Genomic DNA, 26,363 nt, shown 5'->3' with positions numbered 1-26,363 from the left:
AAAAAAAAATCCGGCGGCCCCCACAATTAATATATTCCGGCCCCACGACCGCATTTTATAATCAGGTTGAATTTTTAAGAAGCTTTAGTAAACCTGCTGTCATAAATCTATAAATCAACCCATTGAACCCCGAAAAATAAGATACGAGTACCTTAGGGTTTGTCTGGGAATAATTATTGGCTAACTTCGTTTTCAATTCACAGGGATTAAAAAGGGGATATAAATTCATGATTGATGACAACATAAGTACAGACCAGGAGCTGTGTTCCTTGCTAAGGCATGGGGATAAAAGTGCTTTTGCGCGGCTGTACGAGATGTATAGTCAACGGATTTATACCAATTTGATCCGACTGTTAAAAGATGAGGACCTTGCCCAGGAACTTCTTCAGGAAGTTTTTGTCAGAATATGGGATAAAAGGGAAACACTACAGGTCGAGACATCCTTCCGGTCTTATTTGTACCGGGTTTCTGAAAATCTGGTTCGTGATTTTTTCAGGAAAGCAGCCAAAGACAAACGGATGATGGAGCACTTGATTATGGCTGCATCGGAGCTGTACATCGACAATGAAGAGCTTTATATCCATAAAGAAGATAACATTTTGCTACATCAGGCCATCGATACCTTACCCCCGCAAAGGCGTAGGATTTTCATCCTTTGTAAAATAGAGGGTAAATCCTATAATGAAGTGAGTGAAATCACGGGCGTCTCCGTTTCTACCATCAATGACCATATTGTGAAAGCTACCAAAGCCATTCGTACCCATTTTGTCCTTTCCGGCGATTCCGCAATTATTTTAGTCATCGCGGCCATTATTGGCTCCGTATAGCCGGATTAAAGACAGTACTAAAATAATTTTATTTTTTTTTCAAAAACGAGCAGATGATTTTCTTTCCAGCTGCGTCTTAGTGTAAAACGATTATATATTTTGGAAGCATCATTACTCAAACTTGTCTTAGCACGTTACCTGCAGAATAAATGTTCAGCTGCGGAAGTTAAATGGCTTTTAGACCATTTCCATACGGATGATGAGGGAGCATTGCTTTCACTGATGATGGCGCAATTTGAATTGGATGCTGATCGTCCTAAGCAGGAAGCTAAGCCAGACCAGGTAGTTTTTGCACAAGTTTATGCCAGGATTGAGCAGCACATAACGTCAACCAACCCAATACAAAAAACAATTCAACCTTTATGGCCCCGCTTAATTGCTGCGGCTGCTGTCATTTTAATATTGGGAACAGGTATCTATTTTTACAGCAGCCGTTCCGCTACTGAAGATGGCTTTAAGCTTGGTGCAGCAAAAGATCTCCCGGCAGGAAAAAACAAAGCCACGTTGACACTTGCCAATGGTGAGGTGATTGCATTAAGTGATGCTAAAAATGGTGTGGTCATAGATGCGAAAACCCTGGTTTATAATGATGGTACAGCAGTTGGTGAACTGAAGCCAACATCTGGAATCCAAAAGATAGCCACGCCGCGGGGAGGTACTTATCAGATCGTATTGCCAGATGGTACTAAGGTCTGGCTCAACGCCGCATCTGCACTAAAATTCCCGGCCAGTTTTCATGGTTCAGCGACCAGAAAAGTGGAGTTAGCGGGAGAAGCTTACTTTGAGGTAAGTAAAGATAAAGCACAGCCATTTGTCGTTTCTACGGCAGTACAAGAGCTTACCGTGTTGGGGACGCATTTTAACATCAGTAGTTATCCCGATGAAAATGCGACGAAAACAACTTTATTGGAAGGGTCGGTAAAAGTGAGGTCGGGGACTGAACAAAAGATTTTAGAACCCGGACAGCAGTCGGTATTGAATTCAAATCATATCGCTGTAGATAAAGCGGATGTAGAAGAGGTCATGGCCTGGAAAAATGGAGATTTCATCTTTAAAAGCGAAAATCTGGAGGGCATCTTGAACCAAGTGGCCAGGTGGTATGATGTGGAATTGGTATATGCTGCCGATGCACCTAAAAAGGTGATTTTATGGGGCTATGTATCAAGGTCTAACAACATCTCTGCGGTATTAAGCCAACTGGAAAGAACAGGTAAGGTTCATTTTGAAATGGAAGGTAGAAAAATTAGAATCACGAAATAACCAATCCGGATCTGCAGAAAGTCTGCGGGTTCCATAACTATAATCAAACAACCGAAAACACATGAAAAAATCCTTACGAAAGCAGCGCTAACCACGCTAAAGGTGACTCAAATAAAAAACCGCAAAGTGCTTCGAACACTTTACGGTAAAAGTTTGAGTAGCCTTCCCGATAAACATCGGGACAAATAATTTGAAGATCATTTACGTATTAACTCAAACCAAGACAAAAGTATATAAATCATCATGAGATTACAACACAGAAATGTGGACTGATCTCATGATGATTTAGTACAGCTGTCGCCTGTAACAAGCAATGAAAAAATATGCTTTTAACCCAGGTATGCTACAGATGTGGCTGCCACCTAAACTTCTATTGATTATGAAGTTAGTATTCATCTTAATGACCACTTTTTTAATCCAGGTTTCTGCCAGTTCTTTTGGGCAGAAAATAACGCTGAATGAAAAAAACGCTGCGCTGGAAAATGTAATTAAAAAGATCAGACTGCAAACGGGCTATGATTTTTTAATCGATGCAGAAATTATCAGTAATGCCGGAAAAATCGATGTAAAACTACAGGATGTCACGTTGTCAGAAGCATTGAAAGTATGCTTTGAGGGGCAGAACCTAAACTATTCCATCCAGGGCAAATCAGTAGTGGTAACCAGGAAGTCATTCTCGCTGCTGGATAAAGTGAGGACTTATCTTGCTGCTATTGATGTCAAAGGAAAGGTAGTTGACGAAAAGGGGGAGCCGGTACCCGGCGCAACCGTAACTGTAAAAGGCACAGGGAAGGTTGTCACAACCAATGCAAATGGCGATTTTTCTTTACCTGGTATTGATGAAAAAGCGATTGTTATCATCAGTTATATCGGATTCGAAAAGAAAGAACTTCCCGTATCTGCAAATATGGGGTCTATTATGTTGAAGCATTCAGAAGTGAATCTGGATGACGTTGAAGTTATGGCGAATACCGGGTATTATAAAATTCCTAAAGAAAGGGCCACAGGTTCTTTTACGGTAGTGGATAAGGAACTGTTTAACAGAACTACGGGTACCAATGTGTTGCAAAGACTGGAAGGAATTACCAGTGGGGTTCAGTTTTTGTCGCCTGGTACCAACGACCCTAAAAGCATTCGTGTACGTGGGGTTTCGACTTTACAATCCAATAGAAGGCCGCTGATTGTGGTAGATAATTTTCCTTATGAAGGAAACTATTCCAGCGTCACAAATCAGGATCTGGACAATGATAAAGATGTAGACCTAAGTTTCCTGAACCCAAATGATGTGGAAAGTATCACCGTATTGAAAGATGCCGCTGCGGCTTCAATCTGGGGTGCACGTGCAGGTAACGGCGTTATCGTCATTACCACCAAGCAAGGTCGTTTCAATCAAAAAGCACGCATTTCCTTCAACGCAAATACCACCATTGGCGACAAGCCAAATCTGTTGTATAACAGAAACCGTTTACCAAGTGAAACGGTAATGGCAATCGAAAAAGAGAAATATCTGCGTGGAGGCCTTTATAGTGAAACTGCTACAGATAAAGGTGTATTACCAGAATATGTAGAGCTGTTAATCAAATACAAAAATGACCTGAATAATCCGGATTTTCTTGCCCAGGAAGCGAGAATGAAAAATACGGAAGTAAGAAACGAAGCGCTAAAATATCTTTACCAGCCTACCATTAACCAACAGTATGCATTTAATGTGTCTGGCGGTGGCGCTGCTTATCGTTATTATGTTTCTGCCGGTTACGATAAAAATCGCGGAATGTTAAAAGGAAATGACGACGATCGCTTAAACTTAAATCTTCAAAATACTTTCAGCCCGGCTAAAGGATTAGAAATTACCGCGGGTATCTTATATAGCCAGGCCAGTAACCGGAACAACGGAATCGGCCTTTCCGACCTGGGAACTGGTAGTTTCGGTATTTCTTCTTACCTCCGTCTGGCTGATGAGCAGGGAAATCACTTAGCCATACTCAGAGAGTTACGTCAGCCTTATAAAGATCAGTCAGTGGCTGCCGGCTTACTGGATTGGAATTACAGACCCCTGGATGAGTTGGATATAAATGATGTATCCGGAAAACAAAAAGAACTGAAATTAAATACCGGTATCAAATACAGTTTTTTAAATCACTTTAGCGTAGAAGCACAGTATCAACATACCAATGGAGAGAATGCCATGCTCACCAATTACAATAAGGACAGCTACTATGTACGCAACTGGGTAAACAAATTTACGCAGGCTGATGGAACAAGGGTATTTCCGTATGGCGCCGTACAAATTGCTCGTAAGACTGATCTGACGACCAGCAATACCGGGCGTGCACAATTAAACTATAATCAAAATATTGGATCAGACCACAGTGTAAACGCATTGGCAGGAACCGAGATCCGCGAAATCATCAGAAAAAATACACCTGGTTATTATATCTATAATTTTGATAAAGATATCCTGGAAGGAGAATCTCAATATGATTATAATAAATTGTACCCTACACGTCCTGGTGTTTCAAGTCAACGTATACCGAGTGCATTTCCAATAGATTTGAATGAGTATACAGATCGTTACCTGTCATACTTTGCAAATGCAAGTTATACCTACCTGAACCGCTATACTGTTTCCGGATCGGCGCGCTGGGACGGTTCCAACCTGTATGGCGTTAAAACCAATCAAAAAGGTACACCATTGTGGTCAGTGGGCGGTAACTGGAACATCAGTCAGGAAAGTTTTTATCACAGTGAGTGGGTTCCTTACTTACGTTTAAGAACTACTTATGGCAGCAGTGGAAATACCAACCAATCCGTCAGTACTTTTCCAACCATCCGCTACAATACCGGAGCCGATAATGGTAATTTACCACAGGGTACCATTGTTAGTGCAGGAAATCCTTCGCTACGCTGGGAGCGTGTGAATACCTTGAATGCGGGATTAGATTTTGCCAGCAAAAATGACCGCATCAGTGGTTCATTCGATTATTATGTTAAAAATGCAGAAGACCTGATTGGTGAAGATTTCCTTGCACCAAGTACAGGGATCATTACCGGTGGTACTGCATTGGCTACCAATAAGGTCAATTATGCAAAAATCCGGACCAAAGGTTTCGATATCCAATTGAACTCCAGAAATATAGCAGGAAGAGATTTTAACTGGCAGAGTACAGTGTTGTTGAACTATGTAACCAATAAGGTGACCGATGTATACATCAATCCGGTAACAGCCATTACCAATTTTATCGGAGATAAAGTTTCTCCGATGGTCGGAAAAAGCCTGGATATCCTGTATGCTACGCCCTGGTATGGACTGGATCCGAAAACCGGCTTACCGCTCATGTATGTGAATGGAAATGTAACGACCAATTATGCTACTTTTTATAACAGTTTGAACAAAGATAACCTGGTTAATGCCGGATTAAGCGTACCTACCTTTTTTGGCTCATTAAGAAATGATTTCAGTTACAAGAACATCACACTTTCTGGATTGATTACCTGGAAAAGTAATTACAAATTCCGTCGTTCGTCGATCTCCTCAGGTATGGAATACGGTAGCAATGCTACTTATAACGTTGATTATTTTAACCGTTGGCAGCAACCTGGCGACGAAACCAGAACCAACGTTCCTGCACGATTGGATGTTGCGCCACAATATGCATCGACCTTGTACAATTTCTCGGAGGCACTGCTAACCAGTGGTGACCACATCAGGTTACAGGATGTTGCAGTAAGCTATACCTTGACTGCGAAACAACTGGGTATTCCGGCAATTCAGAGTGTTAGGTTTTATGCCAATGCCAGAAACCTGGGAATCATCTGGCGTGCCAATAAATACAAGATTGATCCAGACTATGCAAATGCAGAATACGTAGCACCAAAAACTTACGCTTTCGGCATACAAGTGGGTTTTTAGAAAAAGTAAACAGAACAATTAACGATTCATTTGATCATGATGAACACAAAAAAATATATTTACATCATCCTTTCCGTATTTTTATTGAGCGGATGTGGCAAAGAGTTCCTGGAAAAAAAACGTGATAGCAAACAAGTTATCCCTAAGGACATCAAAGACTATCAGGCGATGTTAGATGCCTATAAGGTGATTAATCAGAATGGCTCTGCAAACCTTGGGATAGTTGGAGGGGATGAATACACGGTAACAGATGCCGTGATGACAACTTATAAAGGTTTTTATCCCTACGAAGCCAACGGCTATATCTGGGCTAAAGATGTTTTTGAAACTAAAGAATCCACCGATTGGAACAATGGTTATCAACGTATTCTTTATGCCAATTTGGTCTTGGAAGTAGAAAAAATAAAACCAACTGCTGCAGAACAGGAAAGCTGGAATATGGTAAAGGGTGGAGGTTTGTTTGTAAGGGCCTTTAGCTATTATCAACTGGCACAGTTGTTTTGCAAGCCTTATGATGTGAATACCGCAGCCTCTGATTTGGGTATACCCTTAAAACTTAGTCACGATGTGACCGAGAAGGTTAACCGTGGTACCGTTGCAGGCCTGTATAAACAAATTTTGGCTGACCTGGAAACGGCCTTCCCATTGGTGCCTGATCAGCCAGTTCAAAATTTACGCGTTGGAAAAGCAGCTGTTGCCGCGCTTCTGGCCCGTACTTATTTACAAATGGGAAATTATGAAAGGGCCGGGTTTTACGCAGATCAGGGATTGAAGTATAAGGCTTCGCTATTGGATTTTAAAACATTGACCATACCGCCCCTGGCAGATGTTTTTAATTCAAACTGGGGTGCTACCAATCCGGAAATTGTATTTTATGTAGGAAATGCCGTTCGTCCGGTTACGCCGCTGGTAGGCTTCAATGCCGAACAGGAATTGCTGGATCTTTATGAAGCTGATGACCTGCGCCTAAAAACTTATTTCGCAAAATCTACAGATAACCGCATGACATTCAGAGGTTCTTATGGTGGTTTCCCACAGACCTTTAATGGAATTACTACTGCTGAACTTTGGTTGATGCGCGCAGAAACCAGGGCAAGAGCAGGGCAGACACAACTTGCTCTTGATGACCTGAACCAGCTGCGTAAAAATCGTTTTAATGCCGCAACCTATAAAGATGCAACGGCAGCTAATGCTGATGAAGCACTGGCGCTTATCGTCAAAGAACGGCGTAAAGAATTCGTATACCGTGGAATCCGTTGGGAAGATTTGCGCAGGTTTAACAAAGAACCCCGTTTTGCCAAAACCATCAGACATACCCTTTACGGCAAGAATTATGAATTGCCTCCAAATGATGTCCGTTACGTATGGCCAATTCCTGATAATGAAATTGACATTAACCAGTTGCCACAAAACCCAAGATAATTAAAGTTAACATACACACCATGATCGGGACAATCATCATCAAATGATCCTATATAAACACGCATAAAAAATGTCAGAGAACATTGTTAAAATTGAAAACTTGTGCCACAGGTATAGTAAAACCTGGGCAATTAAAGACATCAATATAGAAATCAATAAAAAGGGGATACTTGGGCTATTGGGTTCAAACGGAGCTGGTAAATCCACCACCATGAATATCCTTTGCGGTGTATTGAACCAAACATCCGGCGATGTGCTTATCGGCGGTATTGACATCCGTAAAAACCCAAAGGAAGCAAAAAAACAAATCGGATTTCTGCCGCAAAACCCACCTCTGCACCTCGAATTGACGGTTGATGAATACCTTACCCATTGCGCTTATTTAAGGCTGATCGATAAGAAAGACATCCGTAAAGCTGTAGATGCGGCGAAGGCAAGATGTGGCGTGTCCCATTTCAGCAACAGGCTGCTTCGTAACCTCTCTGGTGGATACCGCCAAAGGGTTGGCATTGCACAAGCCATCATCCACAAGCCGCAACTGGTGGTTTTAGACGAGCCAACAAACGGTCTTGATCCCAACCAGATCATTGAAGTCAGGGGGCTGATTAAAGAAATTGCCAGTGAAAGAGCCGTTATCTTCTCCACGCACATTCTGAGCGAAGTACAGGTACTTTGCCAGGATATCAAAATGATTGAAAAGGGAAGAGTCGTTTTTTCAGACACGATGGAAGCTTTTAACAATTACATCGAACCTACGGGCGTGTTGATGTGGATGAACAATGCACCTTCTAAAGCAGAACTCCAGGCACTGCCAGGTGTAACCAGTGCCGAATTTTTAACAGATAAACAAGTGCGCCTGCACATCAATGCCGCACCGGACATCTGTGAGAAAATTATCGAGATCAGCGTCAATAAGGGCTGGCAGTTGAGAGAGATTAGTCTGGAGAAAAGTTCTCTTGACGACATCTTCAAACAGTTATCATCTTAACCCTGGCCATCATCATAAAATAATAAATAACCGAATCAATGAGAGTTATACTTCGAATAGCCAGGTTAGAATTGGCTTCACTTTTCTTTTCGCCCATAGCCTGGCTCGTACTGGTTGTATTTGCCGTTCAGTTTGGCTTACAATTTACCGGCAAAGTAGACATGTATGTGTCCTACAAAATGCTTGGATACCCTACATTCAACCTATCTGATTATATTTTTACCAACGGTCAATCCGGCGGACTTTTCCTAACCGTACAATCACAGCTTTACCTGTTTGTTCCCTTGTTAACCATGGGCGTTTTAAGTCGTGAAATTAGCAGCGGTTCAATTAAACTGCTGTTATCCTCTCCGGTTAAAGTGAGCGAAATCGTACTGGGTAAATTTCTGGGCATCATGGGCTACGGCTTAATGCTGATTTTTATTCTCCTGATGTTTGTCATCACCGCCTCGTTTAGCATTGATGCTTTCGAAATCTACTGGATGCTGACCAGCCTTTTAGGTTTGTATTTATTGTTTAGTGCTTACGCTGCAATTGGTTTGTTTTTGTCCAGTTTAACCTCCTACCAGGTGGTGGCAGCCATCAGTACTTTAGCCGTACTTACATTTTTACACTTTATTGGTAGCCTATGGCAGGATGTTGATTTTCTGCGTCACATTACCTATTTCCTATCTGTAACCGGTAAGGCTGATAGCATGATCTTTGGCCTGATCCGCAGTAAAGACATCATTTATTTCCTGGTCGTGATTTCGCTTTTCCTGGGATTAACCATGTTGAAATTACAGGCGGGAAGAGAGTCCCGTTCAGCCGGACTTCAATTTGGCCGTTACCTATTGTTGATTTGTACTGCGCTTTTGATCGGATACATCAGTGCATTACCCTCATTTACTGGTTACATTGACACGACATCGCAAAATACCCGTACCCTAACCGAAAACAGTAGGGAAGTACTTAAAAAGTTGAATGGGCCATTAACCATCACCACTTATGTCAACCTGATGGATAAAGACCATAACATCGGTTTGCCAAAACAACGCAACAATGATCTGGCACGTTTTGAACAATATCAGCGCTTTTTACCACATGGATTGAATATGGAGTATGTTTATTATTACGATACCTGCGACAATTCCTCTTTGTTTAAAACCAAGATCAATGCCGGCCTTAGTCTGAAAGCTGTGGCAGAAAATGTGGTGAAATCTGAAAAACTGGATCTGGATGATTTCCTGTCGCCAGCAGAAATCCATAAGATCATTGATCTTGCTCCGGAAGGAAATAAATTTGTACGACGTCTGCAGCTTGGCGATCAATCTACTTACCTGCGTCTATACAACGACTTTTTTAAACATCCGGGTGAGGAGAACATTACTGCTGCCATCAGACGCTTTACAACAAGTCCGCCTAAGATTGTTTTCATTACCGGAAATAATGAACGCAGTATTGAAGAAGCTAACGACAGGGGATATCAGCAGTCTACCACAGAAAAGTCTGCACGTAGTGCCTTAGTGAATAATGGTTTTGATGCCATGAGCATTTCGCTTAAAGATCAGGAGATTCCTAAAGGCATTGCAGCCCTGGTACTTGCCGATCCAAGATCTGAACTTTCGGCGGTTGAAATCAATAAAATCAACCAGTACATCGCCAATGGAGGAAACATGTTGATTTTAGCTAAACTGGACAAAAAAGAACTGCTTAAACCAGTACTTGAGCCACTCGGGGTAGGCTTTTTAAAAGGTATGGTGGTACAAAACAATGCCGATGTTGCAGCCGATCTGTCTTTCTCCAGCTTCACAACAAATGGCGGTTTATTTGGAAAAGAATACGAGAAATTTAACGGGGACACGACCTTTAAGGTGGTCATGTCCGGAGCTGCCGGATTAACTTACCAGGCAAGTGGCGATTTTAAAGTCATGCCCTTATTGGTAACCAACCCCAATATTGCCTGGTTAAAAACCGGAGCTTTTAACAGTGATTCTTTAAAACTGAAGTTTAATCCAGCCGAGGGTGATCAGCAAATGGCCATCCCAACTGCCATTGCACTGACCCGTAAAAGAAACAACCTGGAACAGAAAATAGCCGTGATCTCTGATGCTGATTTTATCAGTAACCTGGAAATCAATACTTTCAGAAAAGTAGGTGGAAAGGGAAATACCAATTTTTACAATGGTTTATTTAAATGGTTCAGCAATGGTGAATTCCCAATCAGCGTTGCAAAACCAGATCCGACAGACAATAACATCAAGTTGGAATCGGGCGGCATGAAAGTGCTCAAAGCCGTTTACTTGTATGCACTACCCGGACTTTTATTATTGGGTGGTGTGCTTTTACTTTACATCAGAAGAAGAAAATAAGCTGATTGAATACTGATCGTAGGTCATCTTTCGTGGTCATGAAAAAAGTAATGAAGGTTCCTGTCTCAGCACCTCATTACTTTTTTCAGCCGCGATTAATAATTTTTTGAATTATTTTAACTGAATTATTTGCTTTCCTTATTCTATTACCTAATTTGAGTTACTTTTTGAAAACTCAGATTTTATGGAGATTATACACCTTAGTGCAGAGTGTTATCCGATAGCCAAAGTTGGTGGATTGGGAGATGTTGTTGGCGCTTTACCAAAGTATCAGAATAAACTTGGACATATAGCAAAAGTGGTGATGCCGGCCTACCAGACCAGGTTTATGCAGGAGAATGAATTTGAGGTGGTATACGACGGTTGGGGTAAACTGGGCTTCCAAAATTTTACTGTTCGCATCTTTAGAGAAAAAACAAATAAATTAGGTTTTGACCTTTTCCTCGTACACATTGCCGGTTTACTCGACAGGGAAAAAGTATATGGGTATGACGACGATACTGAGCGTTTTCTCGCCTTCCAGATTGCCGTTTTAGATTGGATGGCCCAGTGGGAACATCAACCCGATGTCATCCATTGCCACGACCATCATATGGGCCTGATCCCGTTTATGGCATCTTATTGCCCGCAATTTAGAAAGTTAAGTCAGGTACCTTCCATACTCACCATTCACAACGCTCAATACCAGGGTCAGTTTGGTTGGGATAAGCTACATTATATTCCTGCGTTTGACCTTTGGAAATCCGGACAACTGGACTGGAAAGGATCTATTAACCCGCTTGCTGCCGCCATTAAATGCGCCTGGAGGGTAACCACAGTATCACCAAGTTACCTGGACGAGATCAGTTACAAAGCCAACGGCCTGGAAGATTTATTTGCCCAGGAACGAGCTAAGTGTGTCGGAATTCTAAATGGTATCGATAACGACGTCTGGAATCCAGATACCGATCCAATGCTGGAAAAAAATTATAATATCCGTACGGTAGATTCTGGAAAAAAAGCAAACAAAAAAGCTTTATGTGATGTTTTTAACCTGGATCCGGAAAAGCCTTTATTCACTTTTATCGGACGACTGGTGGGGGAAAAAGGAGCAGATTTGTTACCGGAAATATTTTACAATGCTTTAATCCAGACTAACGGCGAGATCAACATCCTGTTGCTTGGCTCTGGTGATCCGCAGGTAGAAGGCCGGTTGGCTCAGTTAAAAGATGTCTTTCCGGGAAGTTATAATGCATATATCGGTTACAATGAAATATTGTCTCACCAGGTTTATGCCGGGGGCGATTTTTTACTGATGCCGAGCAGGGTAGAGCCTTGCGGATTGAACCAGATGTATGCCTTGAGATATGGAACCATACCGATTGTCAGGCGGATCGGGGGATTGAAAGATACGGTGATCGATATTGGCGACGGTGGATTTGGGATCTGCCACGATCAAACTGCGGTATGGGATGTTGGAAATGCGATTGGAAGAGCATATGAATTGTTTTTAGATACAAAAAGAGTGAAAGAAATACGTAAGTTTATGATGCAACTGGATCATTCCTGGGATAAGGCCGCGCAACAATATATAGATCTATACCGAATATAAAAATAAAGCAATCATGATAGAATGGCTCATGATAAATGAAACTATAAAGATGAAAAACTATGACAGATAAAGTATTGGGGGTGATCCTTGGCGGTGGCCAGGGCTCCAGGCTTGCGCCATTAACACAAACACGCTCTAAACCAGCAGTGCCTATAGGAGGGAAATATCGTTTGGTAGACATACCAATTTCAAATTGCCTGAATTCAGGAATTCACAGGATGTTCGTGCTAACGCAATTTAATTCAGCATCGTTAAATAAACACATTAAGAATACGTATCACTTCAGCCATTTCAGTGCAGCTTTTGTCGATATTCTGGCGGCAGAACAGACCCCGGACAACCCGACCTGGTTTCAGGGAACAGCGGATGCGGTTCGTCAGACCATGCACCATTTGTTAAATCATGAGTTTGAATATGTGCTGATCCTCTCCGGAGACCAGTTGTATCAAATGGATTTCAATGAAATGGTCAATGCCCATATCGAAAGTGGTGTACAGATCACGCTTGCTACGATACCGGTAAATGCCAAAGATGCGCCTTCATTTGGGATTTTGAAAGCAAACGAGAAAAATATCATCACTTCATTTATTGAAAAACCAGCTGCGGAATTGTTGCCCGACTGGACTTCAGATACAGGTGAAGATATGCAGGCTGAAGGTCGCGATTTTCTGGCCTCTATGGGTATCTATATTTTCAATAAAGATTTGCTGATCAAAATCTTTTCTGAAAATGCAGATGAAAAAGATTTTGGTAAAGAAATTATTCCAAGAATGCTGAATACTTATGATGTATTGAGTTTTCAATATGAAGGATACTGGACAGATATCGGTAACATCTCTTCTTTCTTTGAAGCCAATCTTGGTTTGACCGATGACATCCCGAAATTCAATCTTTTTGATCAGAACCATAGCATTTTTACACGCGCCAGGATGCTTCCGCCATCTAAAATTTTAGGCACAACTTTGGATAAAACCATTATAGCCGAAGGTTGTATTTTACAGGCCGGTTCGATTAAACATGCCGTAATTGGCATCAGATCAAGAATTGGAGTAGACACCGTAATCGAAAGCTGTTATGTGATGGGTAGCGATAAATATCAAACCCTGGAAGAAATTGCTGAGGATAAAGCAAACCATAAGCCGATGATAGGAATCGGAGACCGCTGCGAAATTGTCAATGCAATTATCGATAAGAATAGCCGGATCGGTGATGATGTTAAAATCATAGGCGGTGATCATTTACCGGATGGTGATCACAATCTGTACACAGTGAAAGATGGAATTGTAGTGATTAAAAAAGGCGCTATTATACCGGATGGAACTGTGATTTGATGAATTTACCTTATCTGCTGATCTTATTTAGATTGCTGTTAGCCCCAATTATATTGGTACTGGCTTATGCTTTTGGTTCTAAAATGAGCCTTGTTATAGTCGTTCTCATGTATTTGGGGCTTCTTTCTGATATTTTTGACGGGATCATTGCCCGTAAGATGAACCTCTCTTCCGAAAAAATGCGAAGAATGGACAGTCAGACAGATTTGATTTTCTGGGTTGCCATTGCCATCAGCTGCTATTTAATTTATCCGGGTATCATTATGGATAAAATATGCTGGATTGGCCTGCTCATGTTCATGGAACTGAGCTGCTACCTGGTCAGTCTCATTAAATTTGGCAAAGAAACCTGCACCCATGCTTTTATGTCTAAATTATGGGGCTTAACCCTACTCAATGCTTTTACTGCACTTATTGGTTTTGAATATGGTGGCTGGGCTTTAAATCTTGCAATTATTGTTGGATTAATTTCTCACATTGATGTGATCTTAATTATCCTGATCCTGCCAAAATGGACACATGACATTCCGAGTTGCTACCATGCATACCTCATCAGGAAAGGCATTGGTTTCAAGAAAAGTAAATATTTAAACAGCTAAAATTTACAGGTATTTAAATACCAATGAAAAAGTAGTTTTCTCAAATGGTACAGAGTTCACCTCCAAACTACCCTGGTGCATTTTCATGATGTTCCGCGTAATGGTTAAACCAATACCAGATCCATTTGTACGGGTGGTAAAGAAAGGAACAAATATTTTTTCCAACAGCTCGGGGGCTACCCCTTTGCCATTGTCACTTACTTCCAGGTAGAGTCTGTTCTGATCCAATTTGTAGCCGATCTCTATTACGGGCTTTTCGATGCCCTCCAAAGCGTAAATACTATTGGTGACCAGGTTAATCAATGATTGTTCGATCAATTTCAGATCGATATCTATCGTAATGCGTGACGAGGTTTGTTCGATCTGTAGTTTGATGTTTTTTTCTACTACAAATGGCTGCATCAGCACTTTAATCTCTTTTAAAATTTCACCTATGGTATGCGGTTTTAAAACCGGACTGGGCAATTCAGCAATCAACCGGTAATCTTTCACAAAATCAAGCAAACCTTCTGAGCGTCTTTTTATAGTCAGCAAGGCTGGCTTTAAATCCTCCAGAATTTCACCTGTAACCACTTCCTTATTGGCAACCATATGGTAGGCCGTATCGGATAAAGAGCTGATCGGCGTAATCGAATTCAAAATTTCGTGCGAAATCACACCGATCAAACGGTTCCAGGCTTCGGCCTCTTTTTGCTCAATCTCATCCTTGATGTTTTTAAAAGATACGATCAGGTAATCTTTAGCATACAGATTTAAAGGGATAACCTCTGTGGAGAGCTGGATCAGTTTCTCATTGGTTTTCAACTCAATAAATTTCTTGCCGCCCTCTTTAATCGCTTCTATGCCTTCGGCGAAGGAAGGTAAACGATTTCTTAAGCGGTTCCAATACTTATAAGCCGGAATCTGCAGCAGATTACTTGCCGCAATGTTGAAAAATACAATTTCCGACTGCTCGGCCACCAATTCCTTTCCCCTCACTACAATAACACCTACCGGCACTTGTTCAAGGATGGTTTTAATGAGTAACGACATGGAATCTTTTTCCAGATGAACGTCTTTCTGTGCCTGGAGAATGTCGCTGAATGAAGCATACAATTCTGGAAAACTACTTCCGGTAGCTTTGCTTTTGAAATTTATGGTGTTGTCTTTCAGTTTGATGGCCAGAATGAAGCGCTTGATGTCCTCCCGCGTGCGGTTGATGTAAAAATAGAGTGAAACCATGCTGCTCCCAAGCAATAAAATGGTGCCCGAAATGCTAAACCATAGCTTAGTATGGAGCAGGAGATAAATCAAAAACAGGATCAGCAGGTTGATGAATAGGATTCTGACAATCAACTGTACCGTAAATCGCTTGTAAAACATCATAGGTTGAATTTTTCAATGCGTCTGTACAAGGCTGCACGTGTTAAACCAAGTTCGGCAGATGCCCGGGAAATATTGCCCTGATGCTTTTCAATGGCTTTCTGTACCATCATCTTTTCCATATCTTCCAAAGCCATGTCGCTTTGTATAGTCGTAGCCGATCCACCAAATCTTTGCGGACTCAGCTGGAGGTCATCCATCCCGATTTGTAAGCCGTCAGACATGATTACAGCGCGCTCGATCACATGTTGCAATTCCCTCACATTTCCTGGCCATTGATAGTTGAGTAAAGCCTGTGCGGCTTTGGCTTCAAATTGCGTAATGTTTTTATGGTATTTGGTACTGAAACTATGTAAAAAATGTTCTGCCAAAAGTAAAATGTCGTCTCCACGGTGCGATAGTGGCGGTAAAAGCAATTCCACTGTGTTGATCCGGAACAATAAATCCTGACGGAAAGTTCCTTTTCCCACCATTTCATTCAGTGGCATATTGGTGGCCGTAATCAAACGGACATTGATTTTTCTTTCTTTACTTTCCCCAAGTCTGGTTACTGTTCTGTTTTGGATTACGCTCAACAACTTGGATTGAAGTGCCATTGATAAATTGCCAATTTCATCCAGAAATATGGTGCCACCTTCCGCCAGTTCAAAACGGCCAGGCTTGTCTTCTTTTGCATCTGTAAAGGCTCCTTTGGCATAGCCAAACAGCTCGCTTTCAAACAGATTTTCATTGAGGGAACCCAGATCTACGTGCATAAAAGTTCCCTGCTTTCTCAGCGAGTGCTTATGCAATTCATAAGCGAAAACTTGCTTGCCTGTTCCGTTTTCGCCGAGGATGAGCACGTTGGCATCTGTTGGCGCAACTTTAATTAAAGTGTGTTGTAGCTTTTTAATGGGGTCAGCGTTTCCAATAACATGTTCAAAAGACCTTGCCATATCCTTTTGCATAGAACTGTGGATCTTTTCCAGTTTTTTAACTTTCCGGTTTGATTGTCTGAGTTTGGAAGCAGCAGATAAGGTGGCAAACAGTTTTTCATTTTCCCAGGGCTTCAGGATAAAATCAGTGGCTCCTTTTTTAATGGCCTGGACTGCAAGTTCAACATTGCCATAAGCGGTCATCAAAATCACTATATAGTCCTTGTCAATAGAAAGGATGTGTTCAAGCCAGTACAAGCCTTCCCGGCCATCACTGGCGCCCTTTTGATAATTCATGTCCAGTAAAATGATGTCAATCTCATTGGTGCTCAGCAATACATTGATTTCCTTAGGTGATTTGCAGGTAATTACCTGCTTAAAATGCTGTTTTAGAAATAACCTTGCACTTAATAAAATATCATCATCATCATCAATCACTAATATGTTGGCTTCTATCATAAAAAAAGATTTATCCAAAAATAATATAAAGTGTCCGTTGCTGTACAACAACTGTTCGATAATGAACATGTCTTTGCTTGTTTTGTTTTTAAGTCATTGATTTTTAGCTATTTTGTTCTATGTTTTTCGTTTGGCATGCCAATGGCTAAAAGGACATCATCATACGAACTGTTCAAATGGATAAGATTATAGAGAAAAAAAGATTCAATAAAAAGACCCTGCTGATGCTGTCTGGGATCCTTGTTTTTTTAGGTTTGGTAGCTTATGGTTACAGCCTTTCCCTGCACAAGGTATATCAGGCAGATCTGGATAAAATGAGCGTTAGTAAAGTCATCTACGGAGATTTTGAAGATGTTGCTTTGTGTAATGCCAGTGTGGTACCTCTAACATCTGTCATCGTAAGTTCGCCTGAAGGTGGTACTGTTGCCGAAATTTTTACAGAGAACGGCGCATCCGTAGTTAAAGGTACTCCGCTGCTTAGAATTGCCAATCCTAATGCGCTTTCAAATTATACGAGTAGTGAAACCAGTATTACAGAGCAGATCAACCAATTGCGTAAGGTCCGTCTGGATTTAGAGCAAAATCAAAGGGTGATGAGCCAGGATTTGATGGTGATCGAAAATAGCCTGAGAACGGCAAGCCGGAAATATAGAACAGATAGTCTCCTGTTTGCAAAAAGTGTAATTACCAGGGAAGAATTTGTCGCTTCCAGTCAGGATTATGAATATTTTCTGGGCAGGAAAGATATTCTGAAACAGGCCATTAAACAAGAAAATCAAAGTCGGGTGATGCAGCTCAGACAAATAGATGAATCTGTGACCCGGATGAACGAAAGTTTGCAGACCATTCGGCAAAATATCGAAAATATGACCATTAAAGCCCCCGTAGCCGGGCGTCTTTCTTCTTATGATCCGGTAATCGGTAAATCTTATGCTGTGAATGAAATGCTGGGTAAAATAGATGTAATGCAGGGTTATAAATTACAAGCCGTAGTAGATGAGTATTATGTCAACCGGGTTAAAGAAGGGCAGAAAGCAAGTTGTGAGTTTAATGGGCAGACTTACGCACTTACGGTTAGAAAAGTAATTCCAGAGGTAACAGCAGGGCAATTTCAAATTGAATTGGTATTTGATGGTAAATCACCAGACGAACTGAGAAGAGGCTTATCTTTACAAGTGAAACTCACACTTTCAAACAATAGCAAATCCTTATTGCTGGCACAGGGACAGTTTTTTCAAAGTACCGGTGGAACCTGGGTATTTGTTATAAAAGACGGTAAAGCAACCAAACGGAACGTTAAAGTTGGGCGCAAAAATTTTAAATACTATGAAGTGATCGACGGCCTGCAGAAAGATGAGGAAGTGATTACCTCATCTTACGACCAGTTTAGTCAGTATGACATTATTCAAATTAAATAATTAACCTTTTAAACGATAGCAAAGAAGAACCATGATTAAAATAGAGAACCTGGAAAAAGTTTACAAAACGGAAGAAATAGAAACTACAGCCTTAAACGGGATCAACCTCCATGTTAAAGCCGGTGAATTTGTTTCGATCATGGGGCCTTCTGGCTGCGGCAAGTCGACCCTGCTTAACGTAATGGGCTTGCTGGATAAACCGGAAAGCGGCAGCTACAGATTCATGGACACAGAACTGTTAAATTTAAATGACCGGGAACGTTCCAATTTCAGGAAGAAATACATGGGCTTTGTATTTCAGAATTTTAACCTGATAGATGAACTGACCGTATTTGAAAACATCGAGTTGCCGTTGATTTACAATAAAGTGGCCGCTGCAGAACGTAAACGCCTGGTTAATGAGATTATTGAGCGCATGAATATTGTCAACAGAAGCAGTCATTTTCCGCAACAGCTTTCGGGCGGGCAGCAGCAACGCGTGGCCGTAGCCCGCGCATTGGTCACAAAGCCCAAACTGGTATTGGCAGATGAGCCTACGGGTAACCTGGACAGCTCGCATGGCAATGAGGTGATGGAACTGTTGTGTGAACTGAATGAACAAGGCACAACCATCGTGATGGTAACCCACTCTGCTCATGATGCCAGTTTCTCCAACAGAATTATCAATTTGAAAGATGGCCATGTGATTTCTGAAAAAATCAATAAGGGTAGAACCGAAGAACTGATCTGATCATGTTTAAACTCAATCTGAAAATAGCCTGGCGAAACCTTTGGAAAAACATGGGCATTACCGCTATAAATGTTGGTGGTTTAGCTATTGCTTTGGCTGCTTTTATTTTGGTAATGATGTACGCTACTTATGAAACGAGTTTTGACAAGGAAAATCCGAATTACGATCATATTTATGTTGTTGGAATAACTTATCCGGAATTTAAAACTTATTACACGGCTGCTCCATTTGCAAAAGCTATCCAACAGAACTTTCCTGAAGTTGAGTCTGTGGGTGTTATAAAAGGTAGTTCTTTTGAAATGACCATAAAAAATGGTAAGCATACACTTTTTACTAAAAACATTTTGCAGGCTGATTACAACGCCTCGAAAATTCTCAATATAAAACCTGATGGTGGGCTTGTAAAACCAGCAGATGATGCGGAAAGACTTACTTACCTGAGTCATGAAAGCATGAAAACGCTTTTTCCGAATAAAGTAGATCATAAATCTGAAATGGTTGGATATGGGCCTAGCAATTCGGGGATCAGCGGAATGATTGCCGGCTCGATAAAAAATAATTTGCATTCGAACTTTACTTTCGACGGTATTTCTATCGCCAACGAATTAGGTAAGCGAGATAACTATGATATGAATGATTACACCATATACATATTAGTAAAGCCAGGAACGTATTTGGTCAATCTTGAGCAAAAAATTACGAATTTATACAGATCAGAATTATTAAAAGGTAAAACTGGAAAAAAACCAATGGATGAAATAAATGGCATTTCTACCTTTTTGGATCCACTCTCAAATCAACACTTAAGGCCAAGAGCAGGTAATGATACGCCATACAAAATGTTAGTGGCACTGTCAGTTTTGGGGCTTTTAATATTGGTCATCGCTTGTATTAATTTTACTAACCTAAGTATTGCGCAGGCAACAAAACGTGCCAAGGAAGTTGGCGTTAAAAAAGTACTGGGCGCTTATCGCTTTCAATTAACAACACAGTTTTTGGTTGAGATATTTATGCAATGTTTTGCAGCGACTATTCTAGCCTTAATTTTAGCTGAACTGGTATTGCCAAGCTTTAATAATTTGTTTCAAGCCCAACTATCTATTTGGCATATCGATAACGATTTGTGTTGGCAGTTGCCATTGATTTTAGGTGTGATTACGTTTATTGCAGGTATTTATCCAGCAATGGTTTTATCAGGCTTTAAACCTGCATCGGTTTTAAAGGGAAATTTTTCTACCAGTAAACAAAGCTATTGGTTGCGTAACGGATTATTGATTTTTCAGTTTAGTGTTGCCGTAGTTTTCATCATTGGCTTACTCATTATTAATTCGCAACTAAAATATATGAATAAGGAGGATCGTGGCTTTACAGCAAATCAAGTAGTTTACATTAAAAATATTTCAATTTTTAACAACCCTGTTAAATTCGAACCAGTTAGAGAAAGGATTCTTAAAATTCCTGGAATTAAATCGGCAACTGTGGCCACCTTCATACCTGGTGGTCAAAACGGATTGAATGGTTACACAGTCAATGGCTTAAAAGCAAATATTGATTTTGTGGATGTAGATTTCGATTATCTCAAAACTTTAGGGATTAAACTAAAAGAAGGACGTTTTTTCTCAAATGAATTTAAAACAGATACTGCAAATTCTGCGGTAATAAATGAAAGGGCTATAGCTAAATTCGGAATAAAAAATCCTATCGGACAAATCATTAGGGGTTGCAATATCGACTATAAAATAATTGGTGTAATTAAAGATTTTAAAACACAAGGTTTTGAAAGTGCCGTTCAGCCCACCATTTACGCCATCAAAAATCCTTGCGGAAGTTTAAAAATGCAAATCATGGTTAAAATTGAGCAAAATAAAATGGCCGAAGCATTGGCCGCTTTAAAAGCGCAATGGTCACAAATTAATCCACAAGATGGAGAAGATTTTAGATACGAGTTTTTAGATGAGCTTTATGGTAAGCTTTTCAAAAAACAAGAGCAATTAAAATCTGTGTTTTTTGCATCCGCTTTGCTCACTATTTTCATCGCTATACTTGGTTTGTTTGCTTTTGCAAAATATATCACCAATGGTAGGATGAAAGAAATCGCAGTGCGAAAAATACTTGGAGCCAACGATGCACAAATCTTAAAATTGATAAATACGCCATTTTTTGTAATGGTGGTTATTGCCAATTTAGTTTCGTGGCCAATAGCGTACATTCTTACAAAAAAATGGTTAGAAACCTTTGCTTATAGAATAGAAATGCCAGTATTGCCTTTTGTGCTGAGCGCTGTAATTACAATTGGTTTAACTCTGATTACTGTGAGCGTGCAGGCCAGGAAAGCGGTGAAAGCAAGCCCTGTTGATGCCTTGAAATACGAATAAAAATCCGTTCAAATATATAATGCTCAATTAACTAAGGATAACATGTTTAAACTAAACTTAAAAATGGCATGGCGTAACCTTTGGAAAAACAAAGGCTTTACGTTAATTAATGTTGGCGGACTTGCCATTGGTCTGGCCAGTTGCATGTTGTTATTGCTGTATGTAGCCTACGAATGGGGATACGATAAACAGTTTTCCGGTTATGAAAAAACGTATATAGTTTACAATAACTCAACAACACCAAACGAAGTCTTTACCTGGAAATGGACCCCTGGGGTAATGGCCAGAGAAATAAGGGAAAAAATGCCTGGCGTAGCACATGTTTCCCGCTCTTCTTTTCCCGAAGAAAAATTAATCAGTTACGGACAGAAAACGCTAAAAAAGAACGTGGTTTTTGCGGATACTGCTTTTTTAAAAATACTGGATTATAAATTTATAAAAGGTAATGCCGACAAAGCATTGCTGGACGTCAATACCATCATTCTAACCGAAAAAACGGCTAAGATATTGTTTGGAAACGAGGATCCAATCAATAAAACAGTCAAACTTGAAAATTTAGAGGCGCTAAAAGTGGAAGGTGTAATTGAAGATGTACCCTTAAACAGTACCATCCAATTTGATTATCTGTTGCCCTGGACACTGCTCGAAAGGCGTGATGCAGGCGTCAGAAATTCGGATTGGGGTAATAATTTCTGCCTCACATTGATCCAGCTTCAGGATAATAACCGCCTGGCACAGATCTCTGCGGAGATGAAAGGAATTTTTAAACGCAATGACAAGGGTACGAATGCTGATGCCTTTTTACACCCGCTGACCAAGTGGCATCTGTACAGCAATTTCGAAAACGGAAAATCTGTTGGTGGAAAGATCAACCAGATCAGGATCTTTTTTACGCTTGCGTTTTGTATTCTGCTCATTGCCTGCGTAAACTTTATGAACCTCTCTACTGCCAGATCCGAGAAAAGAGCTAAAGAAGTAGGTGTTCGTAAAGCAATCGGCTCTTCAAGATATGCACTGATTGGCCAGTTTATGTTAGAGTCGATGCTACTCTCACTGATCGGAATGGTACTGGCTTTTATCCTGATGGAAATGTGTCTGCCTTATTTTAATGGTTTATTGAACATCAACCTGATGATTAATTATGGAGATTGGAAATTTTGGTCGGTTTTTATTGCCCTGACCTTACTTACCGGTTTCATCGCCGGAAGTTATCCTGCCTTTTATCTTTCTTCTTTTGAACCCTTAAAGGTGTTGAAAGGTGCAGGTCAGAAGGCTGGAAGGGTATCTTTATCCGTAAGGGAGATCCTGGTTGTTTTCCAATTTGTATTTGCCGCCTGTCTGATCATTTGTACCACAGTGATTTATCAGCAATTAAACTACATCAAAAATAAGCCTATAGGTTACAACAAGGCCGGATTGGTTGAAATTCCAATCCAGGGAAATCTGAAGTCGGAATCCAGACTTGCACTTTTAAAAGACAGGCTGCTTAAAACAGGTGCCATTGCTAACCTCAGCTATTTTAGCATGAACCTTAATGAAACAGGCCATTCCACATTCGGTATAGGTTGGCAGGGAAAAGATCCAAATAGTGCTGTATTGTTCAACTACAGGGCTGCCGGCTACGATTTTGCCCAGACCATTGGAACTTCTATAGTTGCAGGGCGGGCATTTTTACCGCAGTTTAACGATTCATTGACCCTGATAGTGAATGAGGCCGCGGTTAAAACAATGGGATTAAAACAGCCCCTTGGAGCTGTGATCAGGCTTTGGCATAAGCAAATGACGATAATTGGTGTGATTAAAGATTTTGTGATGGAATCTCCATACCAGAAGGCAGCGCCTATGGTCCTGAGCTACGACATGGCAGCAGTAAGGAACATTGTGCTCCGCTTGGATCCATCCCAGAATATAAGTGCTTCTGTCAATAAAATTGATGCTGTAATTAAGGAATTAAATCCTGAATTTCCGGTCGACCTGAAATTTGTTGACGCTGAATTTAGTCAGAAATTTAACGATGAGCAATTGCTCGGTACATTAGCCAACTGGTTTGGTGGTTTCGCAGTTTTCATTTCCTGCTTAGGCTTACTGGGCCTGGCTTTATTTATCGCAGAGCAGCGTAAAAAGGAAATGAGCATCCGTAAAGTTCTGGGGGCAAGTACACTGAATGTCCTGACCCTCTTAAACCGGGATTTCATCAAATTGGTGTCCATAGCCAACCTCATCGCTTTTCCTTTGGGGTATATCATCATCAATACATGGCTGTCAGCATATGAGTTCCGCGTGTCTATATCGGCTTTGCCCTTTGCACTTGCCATCGGCTTATCGGTGTTGATTGCCGTGCTTACTGTTAGCCTTCAGTCTTTTAAGGTGGCCCGGTCAAATCCTATCGATGCTTTAAAATATGAATAACCATTTAAATTTTTATCATGTTTAAACTTAACTTAAAAATTGCTTTACGCAACCTCTGGAAATACAAAGGATATACTTTAATCAATATTACCGGTTTATCTATCGGGATGGCCAGCTGCATCATGATCTTTATTTTTATCCGTTATCAAACCAGTTTTGACCAGGATTTTGCGAATAAGGATCGGATTTACAGGCTGGTGTCCTATTGGAAATATGCAGATGGGGAGGAATATCAAAAGGGAGTCCCAAGACCCCTGCCGCCTGCTTTACGTAATGATTTTGCCCAATTGGAACAAGTAGCCCCCCTGCAGAGAGGTGGCGGTATTGTGAATGTGAAAGATGCACAGGGATTGAACCGGATTAAAGAAGAAGCTAAAGTGTTTTATACTGAACCTGCGTTTTTTAAAATATTTAGTTATAAATGGTTGCAGGGTAGTCCGGACGAATCATTAACCATGCCCAATACAGTGGTCTTGTCAGAAAAAACAGCTTCCAGGTATTTCGGAGATTGGCGCAAGGCAGTAGGACAAACCATTAACTACAAGAATAAAATTGATTTCAAGGTGACAGGTGTGTTTGAAAATGTACCTGATAATAGCAGCAACCCTTTGGAAATTGTTTTCTCCTATGCCAGTTATCCCGATCGTCTTAGCAAAAGCTGGGGTAATGTCTCATCCAATTCAGAATGTTATGTATTGGTCAGATCGGGTGTAAGCCCGGCCGATCTTCGGCAACCAATGTCAAGTTTTATCAAAAAGCACTATGAAGAAAATGGTACGGGTAAGGAAGACCATTTTTTTCAACCATTGTCTCAGATTCATTATGATGAACGCTACGGTAATTTTGCGGAAAAAGTAATACCTACCGGGCAATTGTGGGGACTCGGCATCATCGGTTTGTTTTTAATGATCACGGCCTGTATCAATTTTATCAACCTGGCTACCGCTCAGGCAGTAAACAGATCTAAAGAAGTTGGTGTGCGTAAGGTTATGGGCAGCTTGCGCAGTCAGTTGATTGCCCAGTTTTTAACAGAGACCTTAATCATCACGCTTGTCGCACTCGGTTTGGCTTGCGCGTTAACAGAACTCGCACTTCCCGCAATGGAACACCTGTTCCAGGAAAAAATCTCCTTTAGTATTGTTGAACATCCCATCATTTTTGTTTTTCTATTGGGGCTGGTACTGCTGGTCAGTTTCCTTGCGGGTTTTTACCCAGCTTTGGTTTTATCTGGTTTTAGCCCTGTGCTGGCCATAAAAAATAAAATAAGCGCTGTAAATTCCGGTGGTATCGGACTTCGAAAGGTATTGGTGGTGGTTCAGTTTTCCATCACCATCATACTGATCATTGGTACGCTTGTGGTTTTGAACCAAATGAACTACATCCGCGAAAAACCCTTGGGTTTCAATGCTCAGGCCATTGCGCTGGTAAATATTCCCCGGGATAGCATCAGCGCACAACGTTATGAATTGTTTAAAGAACGGGTATTGAAACTCCCGGGGGTTTCAAGTGCAAGTTTTTGTACAAATCCACCATCATCTGGAGACAATAACTTCACCAATTTTGCCTATAATGGAACAACAGATGAGAATTTTCAGGTAAATACCAAGCCTGCCGATGCAGACTATTTCAAAACCTTTGATTTGAAATTTATTGCAGGTCGGGCCTCATTACCCAGTGACACGGCCAAAGAGTATGTAGTCAATGAAACCCTACTTAAGAAATTGAACATCAGTGATCCAAATGAAGCCATTGGTAAGCTGATCAAACTTGGCGGCTCAACACCAAGAACAATCGCTGGGGTGGTTAAAGATTTTAACAACCTCACTTTACGTGAAGCCATTTCGCCTATAGTCATATTCTCTTCAAAAATGAACACAGAGATGATGGCGGTAAAAATGCAAACGGGAAATATCAAATCCCTGATGCCACAGATTGAAAAAATGTGGCAAGACACTTTTCCTGAATATGTATATGATGTTACGTTCATGGATGAGGTATTAAACGGGTATTACAAGACTGAACAAGTCATGGGTGTCCTTTTCAAGACCTTTGCCGGGGTAATCATTTTCATTTCCTTTATTGGCTTATTTGGTCTGATATCCTTCGTTGCTTCCCAAAGGACCCGCGAGGTTGCCATTAGAAAAGTACTTGGCGCATCTACCGTCGAACTTGTTAAAATGCTTAATGGTACCTTCTTATTCATGGTGTTCTTTGCCAACCTGATTGCCTGGCCGGTTGCTTTCATTTTGGTAGATAAATGGCTGTCGGGCTATACCTACCGAATCGGGATCAGTATCTGGCCATTCCTGATTGCGATGGTAATTTCAATGCTGGTGACGCTTTTCACCGTGAGTTTACGCTCCTTTAAAGCAGCAAGAACCAATCCCATTGATGCTTTAAAATACGAATAAAAATAT

16 protein-coding genes are annotated in these 26,363 nt (G+C 40.9%); 14 read left to right on the top strand and 2 right to left on the bottom strand.

All coding sequences use genetic code 11. The features are described from left to right. The first annotated feature begins 227 nt into the window (after positions 1-227). The 9 genes from IM797_RS25915 to IM797_RS25875 all read left to right on the top strand — a co-directional run bounded on the left by IM797_RS25915 (position 228) and on the right by IM797_RS25875 (position 14,279). Positions 228-827: an RNA polymerase sigma factor gene (locus tag IM797_RS25915; protein ID WP_194130126.1), complete on the top strand. Its 600-nt coding sequence runs from the start codon at positions 228-230 to the stop codon at positions 825-827. A 99-nt stretch (positions 828-926) separates the two neighbouring features. Then, positions 927-2,087: a FecR family protein gene (locus tag IM797_RS25910; protein ID WP_194130125.1), complete on the top strand. Its 1,161-nt coding sequence runs from the start codon at positions 927-929 to the stop codon at positions 2,085-2,087. A gap of 379 nt (positions 2,088-2,466) precedes the next feature. Next, a complete protein-coding gene (locus IM797_RS25905; RefSeq protein ID WP_194130124.1) occupies positions 2,467-5,997 on the top strand; it encodes a SusC/RagA family TonB-linked outer membrane protein in 3,531 nt (1,176 codons plus the stop codon). A gap of 36 nt (positions 5,998-6,033) precedes the next feature. Next, entirely contained in the window at positions 6,034-7,419 is a 1,386-nt protein-coding gene (locus IM797_RS25900) for a RagB/SusD family nutrient uptake outer membrane protein (protein WP_194130123.1), read from the top strand. 70 nt (positions 7,420-7,489) lie between these two features. Then, entirely contained in the window at positions 7,490-8,407 is a 918-nt protein-coding gene (locus IM797_RS25895) for an ABC transporter ATP-binding protein (protein WP_194130122.1), read from the top strand. 38 nt (positions 8,408-8,445) lie between these two features. Continuing rightward, positions 8,446-10,758 carry a Gldg family protein gene (locus tag IM797_RS25890; RefSeq protein ID WP_194130121.1) on the top strand — a complete coding sequence of 771 codons (2,313 nt, stop codon included), beginning with the start codon at positions 8,446-8,448 and terminating at the stop codon, positions 10,756-10,758. A 184-nt stretch (positions 10,759-10,942) separates the two neighbouring features. Continuing rightward, complete coding sequence (locus IM797_RS25885; RefSeq protein WP_194130120.1) at positions 10,943-12,349, top strand: glycogen synthase; 1,407 nt, start codon at positions 10,943-10,945, stop codon at positions 12,347-12,349. A 59-nt stretch (positions 12,350-12,408) separates the two neighbouring features. Further along, positions 12,409-13,680 carry a glucose-1-phosphate adenylyltransferase gene (locus IM797_RS25880; RefSeq protein ID WP_194130119.1) on the top strand — a complete coding sequence of 424 codons (1,272 nt, stop codon included), beginning with the start codon at positions 12,409-12,411 and terminating at the stop codon, positions 13,678-13,680. After that, positions 13,680-14,279, top strand: coding sequence for a CDP-alcohol phosphatidyltransferase family protein (locus IM797_RS25875; protein ID WP_194130118.1), 600 nt, complete (start codon positions 13,680-13,682; stop codon positions 14,277-14,279). Before IM797_RS25880 ends, IM797_RS25875 begins: the two co-directional genes overlap by 1 nt. 3 nt (positions 14,280-14,282) lie before the next feature. Here the strand turns inward: IM797_RS25875 and IM797_RS25870 are convergent, their stop codons facing one another. Then, complete coding sequence (locus tag IM797_RS25870; RefSeq protein WP_228099128.1) at positions 14,283-15,644, bottom strand: PAS domain-containing sensor histidine kinase; 1,362 nt, start codon at positions 15,642-15,644, stop codon at positions 14,283-14,285. Then, positions 15,641-17,014: a sigma-54 dependent transcriptional regulator gene (locus IM797_RS25865; RefSeq protein WP_194130117.1), complete on the bottom strand. Its 1,374-nt coding sequence runs from the start codon at positions 17,012-17,014 to the stop codon at positions 15,641-15,643. The genes IM797_RS25870 and IM797_RS25865 overlap by 4 nt, the downstream gene beginning before the upstream one ends. Before the next feature lie 176 nt (positions 17,015-17,190). On the opposite strand from IM797_RS25865, the gene IM797_RS25860 reads away from it, so the two are divergent. The 5 genes from IM797_RS25860 to IM797_RS25840 are packed head-to-tail and all read left to right on the top strand — an operon-like array spanning position 17,191 to position 26,357. Beyond that, positions 17,191-18,432, top strand: a complete 1,242-nt coding sequence (locus tag IM797_RS25860) for an efflux RND transporter periplasmic adaptor subunit (RefSeq protein WP_194130116.1) — start codon at positions 17,191-17,193, stop codon at positions 18,430-18,432. A 31-nt stretch (positions 18,433-18,463) separates the two neighbouring features. Then, a complete protein-coding gene (locus IM797_RS25855; protein ID WP_194130115.1) occupies positions 18,464-19,162 on the top strand; it encodes an ABC transporter ATP-binding protein in 699 nt (232 codons plus the stop codon). A 2-nt stretch (positions 19,163-19,164) separates the two neighbouring features. After that, positions 19,165-21,537: an ABC transporter permease gene (locus IM797_RS25850; protein WP_194130114.1), complete on the top strand. Its 2,373-nt coding sequence runs from the start codon at positions 19,165-19,167 to the stop codon at positions 21,535-21,537. Between the two features lie 42 nt (positions 21,538-21,579). After that, positions 21,580-23,946, top strand: coding sequence for an ABC transporter permease (locus IM797_RS25845; RefSeq protein ID WP_194130113.1), 2,367 nt, complete (start codon positions 21,580-21,582; stop codon positions 23,944-23,946). A 17-nt stretch (positions 23,947-23,963) separates the two neighbouring features. Continuing rightward, on the top strand, positions 23,964-26,357 hold the full coding sequence (locus tag IM797_RS25840) for an ABC transporter permease (protein WP_194130112.1): 2,394 nt from the start codon (positions 23,964-23,966) through the stop codon (positions 26,355-26,357). Positions 26,358-26,363 lie beyond the last annotated feature (6 nt).

The organism is Pedobacter sp. MC2016-24 (genome assembly GCF_015223055.1).
Taxonomy (GTDB): domain Bacteria; phylum Bacteroidota; class Bacteroidia; order Sphingobacteriales; family Sphingobacteriaceae; genus Pedobacter.
The sequence above is the reverse complement of the archived record's forward strand: the minus strand, read 5'-3'. Positions and strand labels throughout refer to the sequence as shown.